1 protein-coding gene and 2 pseudogenes are annotated in these 1,681 nt (G+C 50.7%); all 3 read left to right on the forward strand.

The features are described 5' to 3' along the window. Positions 1-569: pseudogene (locus Q0362_RS01045) on the forward strand (phenylalanine--tRNA ligase subunit beta); the annotation flags it as partial. Positions 570-960: 391 nt separating this feature from the next. Beyond that, entirely contained in the window at positions 961-1,389 is a 429-nt protein-coding gene (locus tag Q0362_RS01050) for a DUF1801 domain-containing protein (protein WP_298118848.1), read from the forward strand. A gap of 67 nt (positions 1,390-1,456) precedes the next feature. Next, positions 1,457-1,681: pseudogene (locus Q0362_RS01055) on the forward strand (N-acetyl-gamma-glutamyl-phosphate reductase); the annotation flags it as partial.

The raw sequence follows: 1,681 nt of genomic DNA on the forward strand, positions 1-1,681 counted from the left end.
AGAAGGCCGTTGCTTATGACTGGCAGGACGCGCTCGCCGCTGTTCAGCAGATTGCTCTCGGTGCTGGCATTCAGATCACAGTTCGTCAAGGAAGCCACAAGGCATTCCACCCTGGCCGCACTGCAGAACTACTCCTTGACGATGCTGTTATCGGTTATGCCGGTGAACTCCTGCCTTCCGTGGCTGAAGATGCACACCTGCCACGCACCGTTGCTGCATTCGAATTGAACCTGGATGCTGTGACGGATGCTGCCGGTGTTCCTCACGTGGCTGTGGATGTCAAGACCATGCCTGCGGCAACACAGGACCTCTCTCTTGTTGTTTCGGACACTATCCCTGCAGCTGATGTTCTTGTTGCGGTTGTGGAAGGTGCTGGAGAACTGCTGGAAACAGCAACTCTTGTGGATGTCTACCAAGGCACAGGAATTCCCGAAGGACAGCGTTCACTGACCTTCGCCCTGCGATTCCGTGCTGAAGACCGCACACTGACTGCTGCTGAAGCAACAGCGTCGAAAGAAGCTGGTGTTGCGCTCGCCGCATCACGCTTCGGTGCGACTATTCGCGAATAGGTTTTGCCTTGAATCTTTTGGTGGGTCCTTCTCCGCGAAAAGCAGATATTGTTCTCGCGATAATGCTGGGCCTTCTGCTGGCTACATTGTCATGGATCATTCAGGATTCCATGACATGGCAAGCAATAATTACTGCTCTGCTCGGGCTTGATATTGGTGCAGGTTTGATAAGTAATGCCACTTCGTCAACCAATCAGGCATGGAGAGAGCAAAGCAAACAACGTCAATGGTTGTTTGTCGTTTTCCATGTCACTGTCTATCCAGTAGCTGTTGTATTCCTTTCACAGTCAACAATTGTGAGTCTTATGTTGGTCGGTTTCTTGCTAATCAAGACCGGACTTTTCTATTCACGAGTAATCCTCCCTGAACCGAGACAGGGCAACTGAGACTGATGGCAGAAGTCAAAACTCTCCCCACAGATGCCTCTGTTGATGCGTTTATCGATTCGATAAGCCACCAAGGGCGAAAACAAGACGCTGAAACGCTTCTGGGCATGATGAAACTCGCTTCTGGCGTTGAACCTGTGATGTGGGGAACAAACATTATTGGCTTCGGCTCATTCCACTATCGCTATGCCTCTGGTCATGAAGGGGATATGCCTGTCATCTCATTTTCTCCACGAAAAGCCTCCATGTCTGTCTATGGGGTCTACTACCCAGGGTTAGATGAACACATCGCAGGAATAGGCCCTTACAAAACCGGTAAATGGTGTTTGTATCTAGGCCGGTTTACATCTTTTGATCTTGAAAAGCTTCAAGATGCACTGAACTGGGCGTGGAATGGCGGAACTCCTGTCATTTCTGCCGAATTGAGCCAGTAGTTCCTGACACGCATCGTTTGACCTTCAAAGTTCAATAACTGGTTGAAGGTTTAGATAGAGTTATCTAATGACATACTCGGTTGCCATTGCTGGAGCCAGCGGTTACGCCGGTGGCGAGGTCCTGCGCCTGCTCGCTGGACACCCCGAGTTTGAGGTGCGCACAGTTACGGCACACTCCAATGCAGGTCAGCGTTTGGTTGATGTTCAACCCCATTTGCGCAGCTACGGCGACCTTGTGCTCAAAGACACCACAGCTGAGATTCTTGCTGGTCATGATGTTGTCTTCTTGGCC

The sequence above is a fragment of the uncultured Aurantimicrobium sp. genome (assembly GCF_936931525.1).
In the GTDB taxonomy this organism is placed as follows: Bacteria; Actinomycetota; Actinomycetes; order Actinomycetales; family Microbacteriaceae; genus Aurantimicrobium.